Annotated in this window: 17 protein-coding genes; 7 read left to right on the top strand and 10 right to left on the bottom strand. The window is 60.2% G+C overall.

All coding sequences use genetic code 11. The features are described from left to right. The 3 genes from N6L24_RS01110 to N6L24_RS01120 form a co-directional block, all read right to left on the bottom strand. Complete coding sequence (locus N6L24_RS01110; RefSeq protein WP_271842800.1) at positions 1 to 2007, bottom strand: capsular polysaccharide biosynthesis protein; 2007 nt, start codon at positions 2005 to 2007, stop codon at positions 1 to 3. 11 nt (positions 2008 to 2018) lie between these two features. Next, positions 2019 to 3155: a polysaccharide biosynthesis/export family protein gene (locus N6L24_RS01115; protein ID WP_442872566.1), complete on the bottom strand. Its 1137-nt coding sequence runs from the start codon at positions 3153 to 3155 to the stop codon at positions 2019 to 2021. Positions 3156 to 3251: 96 nt separating this feature from the next. Beyond that, entirely contained in the window at positions 3252 to 4559 is a 1308-nt protein-coding gene (locus N6L24_RS01120; RefSeq protein ID WP_271842801.1) for a capsule biosynthesis protein, read from the bottom strand. Between the two features lie 141 nt (positions 4560 to 4700). Between N6L24_RS01120 and N6L24_RS01125 the strand changes: the two genes are divergently transcribed. The 4 genes from N6L24_RS01125 to nusB all read left to right on the top strand — a co-directional run bounded on the left by N6L24_RS01125 (position 4701) and on the right by nusB (position 7589). Continuing rightward, the gene (locus tag N6L24_RS01125) at positions 4701 to 5303 is read left to right on the top strand and encodes a riboflavin synthase (RefSeq protein WP_271842802.1); all 603 of its coding nucleotides are present in this window, start codon (positions 4701 to 4703) and stop codon (positions 5301 to 5303) included. A 130-nt stretch (positions 5304 to 5433) separates the two neighbouring features. Next, entirely contained in the window at positions 5434 to 6552 is a 1119-nt protein-coding gene (gene ribB, locus N6L24_RS01130) for a 3,4-dihydroxy-2-butanone-4-phosphate synthase (protein ID WP_271842803.1), read from the top strand. A gap of 3 nt (positions 6553 to 6555) precedes the next feature. Beyond that, positions 6556 to 7107, top strand: coding sequence for a 6,7-dimethyl-8-ribityllumazine synthase (locus tag N6L24_RS01135; protein ID WP_271842804.1), 552 nt, complete (start codon positions 6556 to 6558; stop codon positions 7105 to 7107). Beyond that, positions 7104 to 7589 (top strand): transcription antitermination factor NusB, encoded by a 486-nt coding sequence (gene nusB, locus N6L24_RS01140; RefSeq protein WP_271842805.1) that lies wholly within the window; start codon positions 7104 to 7106, stop codon positions 7587 to 7589. The genes N6L24_RS01135 and nusB overlap by 4 nt, the downstream gene beginning before the upstream one ends. Positions 7590 to 7832: 243 nt before the next feature. On the opposite strand, the gene nadC is transcribed toward nusB, so the two are convergent. The 7 genes from nadC to N6L24_RS01175 form a co-directional block, all read right to left on the bottom strand. Then, on the bottom strand, positions 7833 to 8681 hold the full coding sequence (nadC, locus tag N6L24_RS01145; protein ID WP_271842806.1) for a carboxylating nicotinate-nucleotide diphosphorylase: 849 nt from the start codon (positions 8679 to 8681) through the stop codon (positions 7833 to 7835). Next, the gene (locus tag N6L24_RS01150) at positions 8678 to 10246 is read right to left on the bottom strand and encodes an L-aspartate oxidase (RefSeq protein WP_271843453.1); all 1569 of its coding nucleotides are present in this window, start codon (positions 10244 to 10246) and stop codon (positions 8678 to 8680) included. The genes nadC and N6L24_RS01150 overlap by 4 nt, the downstream gene beginning before the upstream one ends. 4 nt (positions 10247 to 10250) lie before the next feature. Next, positions 10251 to 11300: a quinolinate synthase NadA gene (gene nadA / locus N6L24_RS01155; protein WP_271842807.1), complete on the bottom strand. Its 1050-nt coding sequence runs from the start codon at positions 11298 to 11300 to the stop codon at positions 10251 to 10253. A gap of 148 nt (positions 11301 to 11448) precedes the next feature. Further along, the gene (locus N6L24_RS01160) at positions 11449 to 12483 is read right to left on the bottom strand and encodes an AbrB family transcriptional regulator (RefSeq protein ID WP_271842808.1); all 1035 of its coding nucleotides are present in this window, start codon (positions 12481 to 12483) and stop codon (positions 11449 to 11451) included. A 63-nt stretch (positions 12484 to 12546) separates the two neighbouring features. Then, complete coding sequence (locus tag N6L24_RS01165) at positions 12547 to 14070, bottom strand: tripartite tricarboxylate transporter permease (protein ID WP_271842809.1); 1524 nt, start codon at positions 14068 to 14070, stop codon at positions 12547 to 12549. Between the two features lies 1 nt (position 14071). Continuing rightward, positions 14072 to 14563: a tripartite tricarboxylate transporter TctB family protein gene (locus N6L24_RS01170; RefSeq protein ID WP_271842810.1), complete on the bottom strand. Its 492-nt coding sequence runs from the start codon at positions 14561 to 14563 to the stop codon at positions 14072 to 14074. 68 nt (positions 14564 to 14631) lie between these two features. Then, positions 14632 to 15618, bottom strand: coding sequence for a Bug family tripartite tricarboxylate transporter substrate binding protein (locus N6L24_RS01175; protein WP_271842811.1), 987 nt, complete (start codon positions 15616 to 15618; stop codon positions 14632 to 14634). A gap of 253 nt (positions 15619 to 15871) precedes the next feature. Between N6L24_RS01175 and N6L24_RS01180 the strand changes: the two genes are divergently transcribed. Genes N6L24_RS01180 through N6L24_RS01190 form a run of 3 tightly spaced genes read left to right on the top strand, consistent with a single transcriptional unit; the run spans position 15872 to position 18938 of the window. After that, on the top strand, positions 15872 to 16549 hold the full coding sequence (locus N6L24_RS01180; protein WP_271842812.1) for a response regulator transcription factor: 678 nt from the start codon (positions 15872 to 15874) through the stop codon (positions 16547 to 16549). Further along, positions 16546 to 17922 carry a sensor histidine kinase gene (locus tag N6L24_RS01185; RefSeq protein ID WP_271842813.1) on the top strand — a complete coding sequence of 459 codons (1377 nt, stop codon included), beginning with the start codon at positions 16546 to 16548 and terminating at the stop codon, positions 17920 to 17922. The genes N6L24_RS01180 and N6L24_RS01185 overlap by 4 nt, the downstream gene beginning before the upstream one ends. After that, positions 17898 to 18938, top strand: coding sequence for an ABC transporter substrate-binding protein (locus tag N6L24_RS01190; RefSeq protein ID WP_271842814.1), 1041 nt, complete (start codon positions 17898 to 17900; stop codon positions 18936 to 18938). Before N6L24_RS01185 ends, N6L24_RS01190 begins: the two co-directional genes overlap by 25 nt. The last annotated feature ends 10 nt before the right edge of the window (positions 18939 to 18948 follow it).

An 18948-nucleotide genomic window follows, 5' to 3' on the forward strand; every position in this document is an offset into this window, starting at 1 on the left:
TTATCGCCAGAAAGCGCGGCGGCTGGCCAAAATACCCTGCAGTTTTGAGAGCAAGCGATTGGCGTATCCCGGGTGGGGAATGTCGCCTTCCGACAGGCGCAGCAAGGCCTGCTCGACCGCGCAGGGCGCGCCCAGACGCGGGTCATAATAGCGCGGCGCATCAATCAGCGCCGCATGCACCAGCCCCGCCAGCGATACCTGCGCCTGGCGCCGCAGGGGGATTTTTCCCAGATCTTCGGTCAGCCCCCATCCGGCATAAAACGGCGCGCCCAGCGTGGTCACGTGACAGCCGCGCAAGAGCGCCTCAAATCCGGTGAGGGATGTCATTGTCCAGACCGCATCGACCTGTTGCAGCAGGTGCGGCAGGTCCGCATCTTCGGTGACAAAATCCGCGAGTTCATCTGCGTCATAGATCGCCCCGTCGCGCAGCCCGGTCAGCACATCTGGATGGGGTTTGTAGATCAGGTAAGCATCGGGGTTGGCGGCGCGTGCCGCCTGCAACAGCGCGCGATTGGTCTTGACCGTATCCGCGCCGGTGAGAATGGAGGCATCATCTTCGACCTGCCCCGGAACAAGGATCTTGCGACGCCCGTTCGCGGCCAGCTCTGGTGCGCTGCCGCCGAGATTGTATTTGCTGAGCCCCTGCGCCACCAGCCGCTCGATCAGCCGCTCTGCGCGCAGGCGCTGATCCGGGCGCAGCGCGCTGCGCGCGGCAATCAGCTGTTCCATGCGGCTGGGGCGGGTCGGATCGTAATAAACCCCAAGGTCATCAACGATCAGCGACAGCGGCGGCACAAGCTCTGCCCCCAGACCACGCGAACGCAGAAACCCATCCTCAACGCGCCATGTGTCGCCCGGGCCATCCTTGCTGCCCCAGGTCATGCTGCGCGGGCTGGGCGTTTCAGGTTCAAACCGCATCGGCGTGTGGGCCCCGAAGAAGCGTTGAAAATGTTTGCGCTTCCAAAGGCGAATGCCATGGCCGCTCCAGCCTGCGTGATCCTCGCGCCAGGCGCGGCTGCGCGCGTCAAGGCTGTCGATGACCGTTTCCAGCGGGCAGAGCGCATCACGTGCCGGGTCATACCATTTCGGATAGAGCAGCATCGCTGCTGCAAAGAGCTGCGCCCGCGTCAGGCGGCGCTGACGGCGCGGCACTGGGCGTTCGTCCTGCGTCAGCCCCCATCCAGCATAAAAAGGCTGGCCGAACACACGCGGCTTGTGGCCGGCAAAGATCGCTTCAAATCCCATCTGCGACGAGATGGTATAGACGCCAACCGCGCCCTCAAACAGCTGCCAGGGGCTGATGGGCTGGTCAAACAGCGTCACCCGTTCATTGACATCCGCCTCCGAATAATAGCCGCTGCGATAGCCCTGCTGGGTTTCAGGATGGGTCTTGATCAGAACCCGCGCGCCGGGGTGCTCTTCCTGTGCCATCACCAGCATTTCGCGAAAATGCGCATCGCCTGCGCCGCTGGCGGTGACGGCCGCATCGCCCCGGGTCTGATCCACCACCAGCACATAGCCGGGGTCGGGCAGGGGGGTATCAAGCGGTGTGGCGCTATATTTGCTGAGGTGCGCCTCTTGCAGACGGGCGATACAGCCGCGCGCCCGCGCCAGCAGGGCGCTGTCATCCAGTGGATGGTTTGCCAGAACCTCTTCGAGGTCCGAGGGCTGGCGTGGATCGTAATGCATGCCGCCAGTGTCCAGACACAGGCCCACCGGCGTTTCGCCCGCGCGCCCCGGAAACAGCCCGCGCAAAAAGGCATCTTCCACCCGCAGCAAAGGTACCTCGCGGCGCGCGGCCACCGCCTCGCCGCGATGCGCAGTCGGGCTGTGGCCCCAGACGCCAACCCAGTCTGCCGTGTCGCTGCCTGCGCCGGGCAGGCCCAGGCTGATGTCATAGCCGCAGAGCTTGAGGATGCGCCGCACCCTGCGCTGGGTGAGAAAGCCGCCGTTATAAACGAAAAGCCGCCGGGGAGGTGCCTCCCCGGCGGACATTTCGGTCGTCATCGGTTGCGCGTTCATCCGCCGCCGGCCAGCGTCGTCAGCGAGCTGACAGAGGTGGCTGAGCCGGTGATTGAGGAAATGGTTTTGTCCCACGTGGTGAACGGCGCTTCGGTGACGTAAAGCGTGTCGCCATCGCGGATCACGAAATCACGGGCGCGGAACATGCCATTGGGTTCGGTCAGGTCCAGCACATAGACAAGACGCTGCGCCCCAATCAGATCGTCGCGGCCCAGCACCTGATTGGCAATCGGTGCAGGTTCGTTGCGAAACACAAATACGCCGGTTGGGTCAGCGGCTGCCGAGTTCAGCCCGCCGACCTGTGCAATGGCTTCGATGGCAGACAGGGTCTGGGTTTCAAAGCTCACGCGGCTTTGCGTGCCGGTTGCGCCAAGGGCGGTAAAGGCGCGGGTGTCGGCCTCCACCAAAATGCGATCCCCGCCACGCAGGGCGATGTCCAGATGCGGGTGGTCATACAGATCCTGGAACCAGATCTTGCCGGTGGAGCCATTGCGCAGTACCAAGACCTGGGCAATTTCAGGTTCAATCGCCACACCGCCAGCGCGAGCCAGCATTGAGGCAAGGGTGCGAGTGGGGCGCTCAATCGGGTAAACGCCCTGGCCGGTCACAGCGCCAACAACCGATACGGTTGCGCCATCACCCGCCGCGCGGCGTACTTCGACCTGCGGATCAGGGGTCTGATCTTCCAGTTTGGTGCGGATCACCCGGCGAATGGCTTCGGGGGTGTTGCCAGCGGCGCGAATACGGCCCGCATAGGGCACGAAGATAAAGCCAGCGCCATCAACTTGCACTTCTTCCAGCACAGCGGCCACTTGCCCTTCCGGGCCAAGCAGGGGTTTGTCAACGTTTTCCCAGATGGTCAGCGACAGCACATCGCCGGGGCGGATGGTGTCAGAGCCAAGCTGGCCTGCATTCTTGAAAGCATCTGAAAAGCCAAGCGCCGGGGTCACGGCGGTGGCGCGGGTCACGCGGTCATTCACAGCAACCACAAAGGCGTCGCCTTGTTGCTGCACGGAGCCTGCGTAGATTTCGCGTTTGTTTGGGCCCGGTCGGGGCAGGCCACAAGAAGACACAACGGCCATAGCCGCGATAAGGGCGACGCATTTCGCCCAGCGGGACGTTTGGGGTTTCACTGCTCGGTCTCCTCGACCTGTTATTATTCTGCCTCGATATTTTCAGGCAAATTAGCGCAAATCGCCGATAAAATCTAGCGTTTGTCTAGCCTTGCCTTATTTGACGGCGCGCAACTGTTGCCGGGGTGCCGCTGTGCCCGCCTTGAGCGCGTCATAGGGATCTTCGGCAGAGAGCATCATATCCACCACATGGCGCATCAGCTGGCGGCGTCCTTTGCGTGAGTAAAACCCGCCCGCAACCTGGCTGGTTTCCAGCAGATAGCGGCGGTATTCGCGATAGGCGCTCATGTCTGGGCGGATCGCCCCGGCGAAAAACCGGCTGAGCGGCTGGCTGGTGATGAATTCGGGCTGATCATAGACCGCCTTGCCAAAAATCTTCAGCGGAATGCCGCGCCACAGCACCTGCTGCCCCGCCGTGGAATTGACCGTCACGGCGCTGCGCGCGTCATTCAGCAGCTGCGCCAGCTTGCCGCCGCGTACGAAATGCACCCGGTCCTCTATGCCGTACTGCCGCGCAAGGCGCTGGATTTCGCGCCGCACGGGGATGCGCCCGTCTTCCAAAGGGTGCGCCTTGAACACCAGATGGTGGTGCTGCGGCGCGCCTTCGGCGAAATTCTCCATCACCAGTTCCAGAAATTCGGTCTGTGTGGAAAAGGGCGAATGTTTCTGAAAGCTGCTGTCGTGCTGAAGCTGCAGAAGCGCTAGATGATACGGAAAGCCGCCAAAGCGAATGCGCCGTGTGGCGATGCGCCGTTCAATCGCGTGAAAGGGCATGCGCAAGAGACGTCGGAGATAGAGGCGAAATTCTTTGCCAACGCTCAGGTCGCGATGGGGGCGAAAGGCGGGAAACCGGCGGTTCCAGAACATCACAAACCAATGATAGAGCGCGCCGTAAAATACGTGCTGGCGCATGTCTCCCCAATGGCTGGGCGGGAGGGGCGTTTCCATATCCGAGCCTTCCAGCGCCTGTTGCATCTGGGGGATTGTCATATCCATCAGGCGCGAATTCCCGTTTGAGCCGCCGCGCTCATAGGTGATCCAGAAGGGGCGCAAATAGCCCTCTTCAAAGATATGGATGGTCAGACCCCGGTCTTTGGCGATGGCAATCGCTTCGGCATGGATCGCGCGGACATCACCATACAGCACAATGTCGGTGACAGATTTATCCGCGATCACGCGATCAAAGAATGCGGGCCACTGGCTTTGGTCGTCCTGAAACGGAATGAGCGTGGATTTATCGTTCCAGAAAAACGCATCCCCGGCATTGAAGGCGACGCGCCATACCACTGCGCCAGAGCGTGCCACCATTTTGGCGAGGCCCTGAAAAAACGGCCCGTGCGGACCTTGCAGGAATAAGAAGACGCGGCTGCTGCCGTCGCCTGCTGTGGCGGCCTGTGTCATCATTGTCTGCCCATTTGTTACAGCTTATCACGCTGCATTTTGACAAAGGTTAACGGATGTTGAGGGCAAAAGTAAGGCGTCTTGTCAGGCCAAACCGGGCGCTGTAGACCTCTGGGGACGATCCGATCACCTCACGAGGGCAGCATGTTCACTGGCATTATCACCGACATTGGCGAAATTCGCGCGCTGGAGCAGCGTGGCGATCTGAAGGCACGCATTGGCACCGGCTATGACACCTCGGGCATTGCGCTAGGGGCGTCGATTGCCAGCGATGGCGTTTGCTTGACGGTGATCGCATTGGGCGATGACTGGTATGACGTTGAAATTTCGGCAGAAACCGTATCGAAAACCAATATCGGGCAAAGCGGATGGCAGGTTGGCAAGCGCGTCAATCTGGAGCGTGCGCTGAAGGTTGGTGATGAACTTGGTGGGCATATCGTGTCGGGCCATGTCGACGGGGTTGCTGAGATTGTCGACATGCAGGACGAGGGCGACAGCACCCGTGTCACCCTGCGTGCCCCCAAAGATCTGGCCAAATTCATTGCCCCCAAAGGATCGGTTGCGCTCAACGGGACATCGCTGACGGTCAATGAGGTTGCCGGATGTGATTTTGGCATCAATTTCATTCCGCACACCAAAGAGGTGACAACCTGGGGGGATGCTAAGGTGGGCGATCTGATCAACCTGGAAATTGACACGCTTGCGCGCTATGTCGCGCGGCTGACCGAAATGAGCGAGGCGGGGTAACTCCTTTTCACGCCTTATAATTTTCCTCCTGTGACGTTGCTGCTCGACCGGCAATGCACGAATTGCTTCACTGGTCATTTCAGCCCAGATGGGCTATGGGCAGGGGGACTTCTGCTGAGCGAGACCCAAGATGAGCTTTGAAACCCCCGGCCCGGTTGAAACGGCCCTAAAAGACGCAATCAGCCCGATTGAAGACATCATTGAAGAGGCCCGCAATGGCCGGATGTACATTCTGGTGGATCACGAGGATCGCGAGAACGAAGGCGACCTGGTGATCCCTGCGAATTTCGCCACGCCGGATGCGATCAACTTTATGGCCACCCATGGCCGTGGCCTGATCTGCCTGACCCTGCCTGCGGAACGTATTGACGAGCTGGGCCTGCCGATGATGGCGATGCACAACAGCTCGCGACATGAAACTGCCTTTACGGTCTCGATCGAGGCGCGCGAAGGCGTGAGCACCGGGATCTCCGCCGCAGATCGCGCGCTGACCGTGGCGACCGCGATCAACCCGCAATGCACCGCCGCCGATATCGCAACGCCGGGCCATGTCTTCCCGCTGCGCGCGCGCAAAGGCGGCGTTTTGGTGCGGGCCGGACACACCGAGGCCGGTTGCGATGTCAGCCGTTTGGCGGGGCAATATCCTTCGTCCGTGATCTGCGAAATCATGAAAGAAGATGGCACCATGGCGCGCCTGCCGGATCTGGTGGAGTTTGCCAAGAAACATGGTCTGAAAATCGGCACCATCAGCGATCTGATCACCTTCCGGTCGCGCAATGACAATCTGGTGGTGCAAACGGCGCAGCGGATGGTTGACTCCGAATTTGGCGGCCGCTGGGACATGCGCATATTCACCGACCAGACCCATGGGGTGGAACATGTGGCGCTGATCAAGGGCGATATCACCACCGACGCGCCGGTTCTGGTGCGCACCCATGCGCTGAAGGTTGAAAAAGACATGCTGGGCCTTGGGGCCAAACGCGCCGATGAAATGCGCTCTGCCATGGAAGCGGTGGACCGGGAAGGGCGCGGGGTTGTCTGCCTCTTCCGTTCGCCGAAAAACCGCCTGTTCCAAGAAGAAGACGCAGGCCCGCGCACCGTGAAACAGATCGGTATCGGCGCGCAGATCCTCAGCAAGCTGGGGCTGAGCCGCTTGATCCTGCTGACCAATTCGCCACAGGCTGTCTATCTGGGCCTGCAGGCCTATGGTCTGGAAATCGTCGACACCCGCCCCATCGAAGTGGAGTAACCTATGGCCACCGCTGAACAGCATTACATTTTGCCCCGCCCCAGCTTTGACAAGCCGGTCAAGATTTTGATCGTGGTGTCGCCGTATTACAAAGACATTGCCGACAATATGATTGCTGGCGCCGTGGCGGAAATCGAGGCCTGCGGCGGCAGCCATGAGGTGGTCGAAGTGCCCGGCGCGCTGGAAATCCCCACCGCCATCGGCATCGCCGAACGCATGAGCAACTTTGACGGCTATGTCGCCCTTGGCTGTGTCATTCGCGGGGAAACCACCCATTACGAAACGGTCTGCAACGACAGCAGCCGCGCCATTCAGCTGTTGGGATTGCAGGGGCTGTGCATTGGCAATGGCATCCTGACGGTCGAGAACCGCCCCCAGGCCGAAGTGCGCGCAGATCCGAAAGATCAAAATAAAGGCGGCGGAGCGGCCGCTGCGGCCTTGCATCTCGTGGCACTTTCGCGCAAATGGGGCGGCCCGCGTAAGGGAGTCGGATTTATTCCGGCTTCTGATGAGATCCAGATCGCGGGTGATAGCAAAGGTGTCCCGACCGCATGACCTCTGAGACCAAAGCTGGCCTGTCCGGCAACCAGAAACGCAAGATGAAATCCGCAGCCCGTTTTTTTGCGGTGCAGGCGCTTTATCAGATGGAGCATTCTGATCAGACCTATGATCAGGTGCGTGTTCAGTTTTTGGACCACCGGTTTGGCGAAATCTTTGATGGCTATGAAATGCTGGAAGGGGATGTGCCCTTGTTCTCGTCGCTGCTGGAAGAGGCGGTGAACAATCAGGCGCTGATCGACCAGATGACGGACCGCGCGCTGGTGGCCAAATGGCCGCTGGGCCGCATCGACAGTACGCTGCGCGCATTGTTCCGCGCCGCCGGGGCCGAGCTGACGCAGATGGACACGCCGCCCAAAGTGGTGATCGTCGAATTCGTGCAAATCGCGCAGGCGTTTTTCCCCGAGGGCAAAGAGGGCAGGTTCGTCAATGGCGTGCTGGACCATATGGCCCGCGAAGCCAAACCAGAAGCGTTTTGAGTAGGCCGGGCTTTAGCCCGGCTTTTTATTTGGAATGCGTTTGGGGGTGCCGGGCTGAAGCCCGGCCTACGGGTCATGAAAAGCACCCGGCGCGGTCCAACGGACCGGGCCACGCCCGACCCTCCCCATGGGAGGGCGTTTGTTAGGCTATTTTGTTTCGTGGCGGCGCGTGTTTTGCGATAGCGCGCGATAAGGCATAGGTAGCGTCGCCCTCCCAGGATCGGGCGTGACCCTATCTGAGCCTTAAAAATCCAACCCCAAATCCACAGTCCGGGCTGAGTGTGTCAGCGCGCCGGAGGAAATGTAATCCACCCCGGTGGCTGAGATCGACGCAATGCGATCCAGTTTGACGTTGCCGCTGGCCTCGGTTTTGATCTGCCCATCGACGATCTTCACCGCCTCGCGCAGCGTGTCATTGTCCATATTGTCCAGCAGCACCACAGAGGCCCCGCCCACGGTCAGAACCTCTTTGAGCTGATCCAGACGGTCGACTTCGATTTCCACGGCCATCATGTGGCTGGCGTGCTGTTTGGTGGCCTCCAGCACTTGGCGCACGCCGCCCGCTGCGGCGATGTGGTTGTCTTTGATCAGGATCGCATCTGACAGCGAATAGCGGTGGTTGTGCCCGCCGCCATGCAGCACGGCAAGTTTCTCCATCAGCCGCATATTGGGCGTGGTTTTGCGCGTACAGGTCACACGCGCCTTGGTGCCTTTGGTTTCGGCCACAAAGCCCGCTGTTTTGGTGGCAATGCCTGTCAGGCGGCCGGCATAGTTCAGCGCCACACGCTCGCCCGAGAGGATCGAGGCGGCTTTGCCGCTGATTTCCATCAGCACATCACCCTTTTTGCAGGGCTGACCATCCGCAATATGCGTGGTGATCTCAAGCGTCGGATCCACCAGCCGAAAGGCTAGCGCCGCAACTTGCATGCCAGATACCACCGCATCTTCGCGCGCGTTCAGCTTGGCGACATAGCTGGTCTCAGCCGGGATCACCGCGCGGGTGGTCACATCGCCATAGCTGCCCAGATCTTCCAGCAGCGCAGCGCGCACCATCGGCTCTAGGATCAGGTCGGGAACGGTGGCAAAGCTCATGCTGTGTCCTTCAGAATAGCGTCGCGCCGGGCCAGCGCCTCGGCATAGGTCATGCTGGAGCGCTTGCCGTCACCGGGCAAGCTGTCGGGGAAATCGGCGCGGGCATGGGCGCCGCGGCTTTCTTCGCGCAAGAGCGCACAGAGCGTGATCATCGTCGCCGTGGCGCACATGTTTTGAAAGCTGGGCGAGGGGTCGCGCGTTTCCAGATCTGCAATGATCTTAAGCGCTGTGATCAGGCGCTCAGCCGTGCGCACAACGCCCACGTTGTCCGTCATGCATTGGCGTAATGTGGTGATGTTTTCCGGCTGGGGTGGCGTACCGATGCCGGAAAATTCCAGCGTGATTTCAGCGGTTTGTGCGGGGATGGTGGCGATATGGGTCGCGATGCCTTCGGCGCAGATGCGCGCATAGACCAGCGCCTCGAGCAGGCCGTTAGAGGCGAGGCGATTGGCCCCGTGCAGGCCTGTGCTGCTGGCTTCGCCGCAGACCCAAAGATTGCCGAGGCTGGCGCGCCCGTCGGTGCCCGTCTCAATGCCGCCCATATGGTAATGCGCAGCGGCAGCAACTGGAATTGGCTCGAGCGCCGGATCAATGCCGTTGCGGGCGCAATATTCGGCCACCGAGGGGAATTGGGTTTTGATGTCTTCGCCAAGCGCGGCGCGCGTGTCCAGCATGGGGCGATTGCCCGCTTGGCTTTGGGCATAGATCGCGCGGGCGACGACATCGCGGGGGGCGAGTTCCGCGTCGGGGTGGATCGCCTTCATGAACCGTTGGCCCTGCGCATTGATCAAGACCGCGCCTTCACCGCGCAGCGCCTCTGTTGCAAGCGGGGCCGGGTCTTCGCCGACATCCATGGCTGTGGGGTGGAATTGTACAAATTCCGCATCGGCAATCACCGCGCCCGCCCGCGCCGCCATGCCAATGACCTGACCGCGAATGCGCGGTGGGTTGGTGGTGACGGCATAAAGCCCGCCAGAGCCGCCGCCCGCCAGCAAATAGGCCGCGCCGCGCAGCATGATCGGGGCAGAGCGGCTGTCGTCACTTTCTTGGATGGCGATGCCACAGACAGCGCCATCCTGCGTGTCCAGCGCCACGGCCATCGTGCCCTCAAGCACTTGGATGCTGGGGGTCTGGTGCACCTGTTCAATCAGGGCCGCCATAATCTCTGCGCCCGCCTGATCACCTTTGACGCGCACCACGCGGGCAAAACTATGCGCGGCCTCGCGGCTGAGCACGTAGCCGCCGGTTTCGGTGCGATCAAAAGGCGTGCCCATTTTTGTGAGCGCCAGAATATGCTGGCGCGCCTCTTGCGTGACCATCTGCGCCACATCGGCATTCACCGTGCCTGCGCCTGCGTTCAGCGTGTCATGGGCGTGGTTTTCCGGGCTGTCCTCGGCATCCATGGCCGCTGCCACGCCGCCTTGCGCCCAGGCCGAGCTTGCCCCTTGGCCCAGCGTTTCCGGCGAGATCATCACCACCGGATGCGGCGCGAGGCTCAGCGCCGCATAAAGCGCGCCCATGCCCGCGCCCACAATGACAATGCGATCGGTGGTGATCTCTTGCACGTGTTTAGAGGCCCAGTTTTTTGGACAGATCAATCATCGCCTGCACAGATTGACGGGCTTTCGTAGCCATATCTGGATCGACTTCGACCTGATTTTCCATGGTGTGCAGCACATAAAGGATTTTCTCGAGTGAGATTTTCTTCATGTAGGGGCACATGTTGCAGGGCTTGGCGAATTCAACTTCGGGCAGCTCATCGGCGATGTTTGAGGCCATGGAGCATTCGGTGACCAGCATCGCCTTGGCGGGCTTGTTGTCATGCACCCATTTGATGATGCCAGAGGTGGAGCCGGTGAAGTCAGATTCTGCAACCACATCCGGTGTGCATTCCGGGTGGGCGATGATCTTGACCTCTGGGTCCAGCTCGCGATAGGCGCGCAGATCGTCAGCTGTGTAGAGTTCATGCACGATGCAAGAGCCGGGCCAGAAGACCACTTTTTTCTTGGAGAGATTGGCCACGTTTTGCGCCAGGAACTGATCTGGCGTCATGATCACGGTGTCAGACTCCATCGCATCCACGATCTGCACAGCATTGGAGCTGGTGCAGCAGATGTCAGAGGCGGCTTTGACCTCGGCGGTGGTGTTCACATAGCTGACCACGGGCGCGCCGGGGTATTTGGCGCGCATCTCTTCCACGCCTTCGGCGGTGATGCTTTCGGCCAGCGAGCAGCCCGCGCCCATATCGGGCATCAGAACGGTTTTCTCAGGGCTTAGGATTTTGCTGGTTTCAGCCATGAAATGCACGCCAGCCTGCACGATCACATCAGCATCAACATCGGTGGCTTTCATCGCCAATTGCAAAGAGTCACCGACAAAATCACTGACGCCATGGAAGATTTCCGGCGTCATGTAGTTGTGGCCGAGGATCACGGCATTGCGGGTTTTCTTCAGCTCGTTGATGGCCTTGACATAAGGCGCGTAAATCGCCCAATCCGCCGGAGAGATCACGCGATCCATCTTGGCGTAGATGTCTTGCATCGAGGCCGCGAGGTCAGGATTTGGCGCAAGGTCATAATGCTCTGCGAGCGTCGAGCGGACATTGGTAAGATCGAGCAACGGTCTGTTCCCTAAAGACTGCGATACCGCGCGTTTACACGGCTGTTACACTATAGGCTAGTGTTATAAGGGAAAAAGCCAGAAGGGCGACGGGATTTTCATGCTTTTTGACCGCGTGTTAGCGTTAAATTTTGTTCTTATTGGTGCGCTAATGGCTCGGCTGTAGCCACTTTAGGACCAGCGGCGCGCAGGTGACGATCAAAGCGATGCGCAAAATGTGGTGCAGCACCACATATGTCAGGTCCGCCCCGGCGATAATGGCCAGTACGACCATTTCGCTTTGCCCGCCGGGCAGGAACGCCAGATAGGCATCCATGTCGGACGCCGCAAGATGGCTTTGCACGATCAGGAGAATGAATATCCCGGACAGCAGCGCCAGAAGCATGGCATTCACGATGCCAGCGAAAACGATGGTGCGCATTTCGCGCAGCGTCAGCCCGACATAGCGGCTGCCGACTGCGATACCGATGAATAACTGGCTGGCCCAGATCATCTCAGCCGGGGGGCGCTGGGTGATGATGCCGCTGACCGACAAAAGCGTGGTCAGCACCATTGGGCCAAGAATGGAGGCCCCCATGATATTGAGCCGCAGCGCGATGCGCCAGCCGATCAGCCCGGCGCTGATCAGCAAGGCGATTTGCAGCGGCGGCAGATCGGCCGCAGGTCGCCCGGGCGGGGCCACCAGATCGACGGCCCAGATGGCGTTGAGGATCAAAGGGGCAATGCTGACAATGCACAGCACGCGCGTTGCATGGATCAACGACAGCACCCGCAGATTTGCCCCCGCTTCCTCGCCGAAGATCAGCAGATCCTGCAAACCGCCGGGCATGGCCGCGTAGTAGCTGGTGGTGGGATCAAAGCCGAACACCCGCCGCATGAGCGGATAAGAGGTGGCAGCGACAGTCAGCAGAAACAGCGGCAGCAGCGCCAGCGAGGCCGCCATTTGTGGCAAGGCTGACAGGACTTCGGGGGTGATCGAGGCCCCGATGGCCACCCCCAATATCGTGCGAAACGCCATGCCGATTTGGCCCATGCCTTCGAGCGACTGACCGGCAAGAGCAAGGGCCAGGCATATGGTCATCGGCCCTAGAAGAAAGGGCAGCGGAAGGCCCAAAAGCCAAAAAACCGCGGCTCCGAAGGCGGCGGCCAAAGCGGTTTTGATCTGGGTGAAAGACGGGCGCATAAATGGCCTTGGCTAGGGGGTGCGCCGCGCGAACGAAGCCGCGCGGCGGGGTTTTGTCTCGGCTCAGTCGCCGTCGGCCACGCCTTCCGCGCGCAGGCGTGCGCGGCGTTGGCGATAGCTTGGCAGCACCACCAGCACCACCGCGAGACCCAGCAGGCCCAGTGTCATCGGGCGCTCCCAGATAAAGGCCATGCCGTCATAAAGCTGCATCGCGCGGGAAAAGTTGTTTTCCAGCAGCGGCCCAAGGATAAAGCCGATCAGCAGCGGCGCGAGGGGATAATCCGCAAAGCGGAAGGCGGTGGCCACCACGCCAAAGCCGACCAGGATCAACAGCTCTGTCGCGTTGTTCTGCCCGATGTAGGCGCCCATCAAAGTAAAGAACAAGATGAAGGGGATCAGGTAGTTCCGCGGCACCGCCAGCACCTTGGCGATATATGGGATCAGCGGCAGATTGAGGATCAGCAGCACAAGGTTGCCAAGGTACATTGAAATGATGACGGCCCAGAAAATCTGTGGCTCATCCACCATCAGGCGCGGACCCGGGCTGACGTTGAGCGCAATCAGCGCCCCCAGCAGAATGGCAGTGGTGCCGGAACCGGGAATGCCCAGTGTCAGCAGCGGCACAAACGATCCGGTACAGGCGGCATTATTGGCCGATTCCGGTGCAGCGATGCCTTTGATCGATCCTTTGCCAAATTCGTCCTGCTCTTCCTTGCTGGCGATATTGCGTTCCACCGCATAGCCGAGGAAAGAGGCGATGGTGGCCCCAGCCCCCGGCAGAACGCCAATGAAAAAGCCTTGCAGCGACTGGCGGCCAATGACGGGTGCAATGCGGCGGCCCTCTGCGCGGGTGATCCGCAGGTCCTTGATTTCGTTGCTGCTTCCGCCGCCTTCGGTTTTGGACCGTTTCGGATCCAGCACCAGATAAATGGCTTCGGGCAGGGCGAACATGGCCATGGCCAGGGTGATGAACCCAAAGCCCGACTGCAGATCCATGATCCCCATGGTGAAGCGGGGCATGTTGAACAGAACGCCTTCGCCCACAGTCGCCATCATGAGGCCAAGGAACGTCATCAACAGCGCTTTGGAGACCTGCCCAGTGCCGGCAAAGGCGGCGATGGCCGACAGGCCCACCACCATAAGGGCGAAGTATTCAGAGCTGTGGAACAGCAGTGCGACAGAGGCCAATGCGGGTGCAAAGATCGCCAGCAAGATCGCGCCAATCGTGCCACCAGCAAAGGATGACACAGCGGCCACGGTCAGCGCCTTGCCCGCCTGACCCTTGCGCGCCAAGGGATAGCCGTCAAACGAGGTGGCAACCGTCGATGCCACCCCCGGGGCATTGATCAGGATAGACGAGGTCGAGCCGCCAAAAACGGCGCCATAATAGACACCCGCCAACAAGATTAGCGCGGTGGCTGGATCGCCAATGGTGATGGCAATCGGGATCATGATCGCAATGATCGACATTGGGCCAAGCCCCGGCAACATGCCGATGAATGTGCCGATCAGGCAACCGCCGATCACCATGAGAATATTGGTAAAGGTAAAGGCCGTGGACAGGCCCATCAAAAGTCCTTCGAGCATGTCAGCCTCCGTTCATGAAAAAGGGAAGGGGGCTTAGGAAGATGCCCAAAACGGAATCCACCAGCCACCAGACCGACCCGGCGGCCAGGGCCGCAACCAGCACCATTAGCCCATAGCGGCGTTCGCCCAGCAGATAGCTGCCAATGGTCAGAAACAGGAAGGTTGAAGCCAGGAACCCCAGTGGACGCAGCAGCAGGGCATATGCCACCATCAGACACAGCAGCATCACCGCCTGCGCCACGTTGTAATCGCCCAGTCGCGTCAAATCGATGTCGGGGGATTTCTCCGCGCCGATTGGCTTTTCAAGCTTCAGCAAGATCGACAGGCTCATCAGGATGCCGCCAATGCAAAGCACCTTTGGAAAACTTGAGGGCCAGATCGGGCTGCGCTTCATGATCGGTGGCAGAAGGCCATCCATGGTGAAAAAGGCTGCGTACCCATAGGCAAGGCACAGCAGTAGAATAAAAAAGGCGATCCAGCGGTCGAGCGCCATAACCTGCCCTCCTGTTTAGAGAAAATGCGCCCGGGCATAGCCGGGCGCATGACAATGATTTCAGGGGTTTAGAGGAAGCCCAGCTTCTTCATCAGATCGCCAATGACCTTTTCCTGATCTTCCAGGAATGTGCGGAAATCGCCGCCTTCGTTGTGGATGTTGACCCAACCGTTGCGGGCGCGCACGGCTTCCCACTCTTCGGTGTCATACATTTTGGCGATGGCATTCTGATAAGCCGCCAGTTTTTCTTCGGGCAGGTCAGGTGCCGCGAAGAACCCGCGCCAGTTCACAAATGTGGTGTCATTGCCCTGCTCAACCATGGTTGGCGCGTCTGGATATGCATCCACGCGCTCTGGCGCGGTGACGCCGATGATGCGCACTTCGCCCGCTTTGGCCAGTTCAACCGCTTCGGAGAAGCCGGTGGACACCGCCTGCACTTCGCCGGACAGAAGGCCTGCCATCGTCGCGCCGCCGCCATCATAAGGCACGTATTTCATTTCCACCGGGTCTGCGCCCGCTTCTTCCATCACCATGGCCGCAACCAGATGGTCCATGCCGCCTGGAACAGAGCCGCCACCCACAGCCGTGCCATTTGGATCGGCGTTGAATTTTTCAACCAGGCCGTTCAGGTCCTGAATGTCGCTGTCAGCAGCAACAACCAGCGCGGCATAATCGCCGATAGTCCCGGCCACCAGTGTCAGGTCACGGAAGCTTTGCGGGAATACGCCAGTCAGCGAACGGATCACGATGGGGGTGGAGTTCACCATCAGCGTGCCTTCTTGGCTGGCTGCGTTTTCGATCAGATAGCCAATGGCTTTACCGCCGCCGCCACCGGACATGTTTTCATAAGAGGCAGAGCCGACGAGGCCGGATTTTGTCAGTGCTTCACCCGTGCCGCGCGCCGTGCCGTCCCAGCCGCCGCCTGCGCCGCCCGGAATCAGAAAGTGGATGCTGTCCACCACCTGATGGCCGCCTGCCAAAACAGGTGCGCCCAGGCTCATCGTGGCAACCGTTGCCGCCATCATTACGCGGCGGGTGAATGTGAATTTTGTCATGGTGTCCTCCCTAAGACATATTTCCAAGTGGCCTGGGCGGGCCCTGCATGTCGTAGGGGTGCACGCACCGTCCCCATCGTCACACCCGCATGCGCATGGCCATCGCAATGGCCCGCGCCCATCGGCGTGTGGCGTGGAAATCCGGTTATGTCCTCCCCATTTGACAAGCCGCCCAAGAGCCGCTCATGACTGAAGGGAACACGCGAAGCTGACACAAACCTGTCACGCGCCGCGGATCAGGGGAGGAAATGGCATGCGGTTTCTGCTTGTCGAGGACAATGAGGGCCTGGCCGGCGCGGTGCTTGATCGCCTGCGTCTGGACGGGCATGTCGTGGATCATGCGGCCGATATTTCAGCGGCTGATCATTTTGCATCGACGGCTGATTACGATCTGATTTTATTGGATATTATGCTGCCTGACGGGGACGGGCGCAATTTTCTGAAAGCCCATCGCGCGCGGCAGAACGAAACCCCAGTGATCGTCCTGACCGCCCGCAGCGAAGTGTCAGACAGGGTCGGTGTTCTGGATCTTGGGGCGGATGATTATATCACCAAACCTTTCGATTTTTCCGAGCTTGAGGCCCGTTGCCGGGCCGTCTTGCGCCGCCGTGGCGGGGCGTCAAGCAACGCGCAGCGATTCGGATCACTGGTGTTTGATGCGCTGGCCGGTACGTTGAGAATCGGGGAAGAGGTGATCACGCTTCGCAACCGTGAGCTGCGATTGCTGGAAGTGTTCATGAGCGCGCCGGATCGGATTTTTTCAAAGTCCAAGCTTGTGGACCGGCTGTTCTCCTATGACGAAGATGTGTCCGAGAACGCCATCGAAGTCTATGTCGGACGGTTGCGCAAGCATCTGGCCGGCACCGATGTCGAAATCGCGACCGTTCGCGGGCTGGGCTATCGCATGTCGCTGATCCCGGGGCCATCATGACGGAAATACCGCAAAGCTCTGGCTCGCTCAGCCGCCGCTTGACGCTGCAACTGATGAGTGGGGCCGCAATATTGGCGACGATGCTGTATTTCGTTGTGCTGAATGTCGCCCGCGATCTGGCCGAGACCTCGCAGGACAACATCCTGTTTGCCTCGGCCACCGCAATACTGGAGGCCACGTCGGTGCAGGGCGAAGAGGTCGAAGTTGACATCCCCTACGGGGCGCTGTCGATGCTGGGCAATGTCAGTGACGATAGGGTGTTTTATCGCATTTCGGTGGCCGATACCTTTTTGACCGGCTATCGGGACCTGCCACAAGACCCTCAAGAAAATGGCGCAGGATCTCGTTATTTCACAGATACTTACAAAGGCGAAAGCGTGCGCGCCATTACGGTGATGCGTCGCATCAGCCTGAACGCGCAGGCGGCAGACGTCGCTGTGACGGTGGCACAAACTCGCACAGGGCAGATGGCCACCGTGGCGCGTATGTCGCAGGTTGCGCTGATTTCGGGCGCGGGTTTTTTCACCGTGGCCGCGGTGCTGGCCGTTTTGACCGCGCGATCTGCCATTCGCCCGCTGAACCGGCTCGCGGGCTCGGTGTCGCGGCGGGGGCCAAAGGACATGCGCCCGGTGATTGGCCCGGTGCCCAGCGAAATGGTGCCGCTTGTCACCTCGCTCAATCGTTTTATGGCGCGGCTGAAAACCTCGCTGACCCGGTCCGAAGATTTCATTGCTGAGGCGGCGCATCGCGTGCGCACGCCCTTGGCCACAGTGCGCACCCAGGCCGAGGTGCTGCTGCGCCGCGTGGACCGCGAAGAAAACCGCCATTCGCTGCGTGAAATGATCCGCGCGATTGACGAAAGCTCGCGCGCGGCGGGGCAATTGCTCGATCACGCCATGGTCACGTATCGCACGGACCACTTGGAGCGCGAGCGCATTGATCTGGCGGAGCTTGTGCGCGAATTGGTGGCGCGGCTGCAGCCGGTTGCCGAGCTGAAAGATCTGACGCTGGTCGCGGATCTTGAAGGGGATGCATGGCTGCATGGGGATGCCATTTTGATCCAGAATGCCGTGCGCAATATTCTTGATAACGCCATCAAATATTCCCCTCGCGAACGCAAGATCACGGTATCGGTCAAACGTGATGGCGAAAGCATTAACCTGCAAGTCACGGATGAGGCGGGCGGCTTTCCCACCGAAGGGTCGGCCTTGCTGACAGAACGGTTTGCGCGTGGTCAGAACTCTGCCGGCACGGTTGGCTCTGGACTGGGGCTGACCATCGCAAAGGAAGTGGCCGAAGCCCACGGCGGCAGTTTGATCCTCAACAACACCAAAGACGGAGGCGGCGCATGCGTTACCTTGCAATTTGTCTAAGCGCGCTTTGCAGCGCCATTCTGATAAGCTTTCCGCTACAAGCTTATGAAATCGAAGGACAACATCGGTTTGGGCCAGACGATGCAAACCGCGTGCTGCGCATCATTTCGACGGCCGATGTCGATATTCTTGAACCGCTGATGACGCTTTACCTCAAGGGACAGCCCGATGTTGCGATTGACTATACGCTGGTCAGTAGCGGTGAGCTGATGACCGCGATTGCGGACGAGGGCGCGCAGTTTGATCTGGCGCTGAGTTCCGCGATGGATCTGCAGATCAAACTGGCCAATGACGGCTTTAGCGCCGTGCATGAATCCAGCGCCACGGATCTGGTGCCCGAGTGGGGCAATTGGCGCAACCATGTCTTTGCTTTTTCGCAGGAAGAGGCGTCGATTGTGGTCTCCCCGCAGGCCTTTGCCGGATTGCCGATGCCGCGCGACCGGCAAGAGCTGATCAATATTCTGCGCCGCCACCCCGAGCGTTTTGCCGGCCGGGTTGCCACCTATGATCTGCGCCAAAGCGGCACCGGCTATTTGTTTGCCACGCAAGACGCGCGCACGACAGAGACCTTTTGGCGTCTGATGGAGGTGATGGGCAGTTTGGACGCGCAGCTATTTTGCTGTTCCGGTGTGATGATCGAGGCGGTGAGCCGGGGCGATCTGGCTGTGGCTTACAACGTGCTGGGCAGCTATGCACGTGCCCGCGAGGATTTGGCAGATAGCATTGCCGTGATTGATCCGGCGGATATCACGTCGATGATGCTGCGCACGGCGATCCTGCTGAAAGGGGCCAACGAAGATGCACTGGCCCGCAGCTTCATTGATCACCTGCTGCGCAGCGCCTGGGGGGCGGACACCGTGCCCGAATATCCGTTCTACAAGTGGCACCTTGATCGGTCCGAGGCCGCCGCCGCCACCAAACCCATTCGACTTGGGCCGGGGCTTTTGGTGTTTCTGGATGCGCAGAAGCGCAAGCGGTTCCTGCGGGCCTGGCTCGCCGCCATCAAACAGGAGTAGGCACAGCGTT

The sequence above is a fragment of the Cognatishimia sp. SS12 genome, from assembly GCF_028369055.1.
Lineage (GTDB): Bacteria > Pseudomonadota > Alphaproteobacteria > Rhodobacterales > Rhodobacteraceae > Cognatishimia.